The 221-nt window shown below is 45.7% G+C and carries 1 protein-coding gene; it reads left to right on the forward strand.

Annotation, left to right across the window (positions count from 1 at the left end):
• Window positions 1-221, forward strand: a 221-nt coding sequence (locus V6256_RS15720) for a hypothetical protein (RefSeq protein WP_424141081.1), incomplete at both ends; no start/stop codon positions are given.

The raw sequence follows: 221 nt of genomic DNA on the forward strand, positions 1-221 counted from the left end.
TGATAACACCGCTGTGGTTGAATTACTTAGTGGGCCAATCAGTCGATATGGATGGTTGGGGGATGTTCCGCTTTATGCTACTAGTTACTCTGCTACCCGTTGCTATCGCCTCCATGCTAAATATTTTATTTCATAACAAACATTGCTTTAAAGATGTGCAAGCCGTTATGCCTGGCGTTGCTGTATTAGCTTATGCTGCGATCGTGGGCGGTGTTGCAGCC

The organism is Psychromonas aquatilis (genome assembly GCF_038155185.1).
GTDB lineage: Bacteria > Pseudomonadota > Gammaproteobacteria > Enterobacterales > Psychromonadaceae > Psychromonas > Psychromonas aquatilis.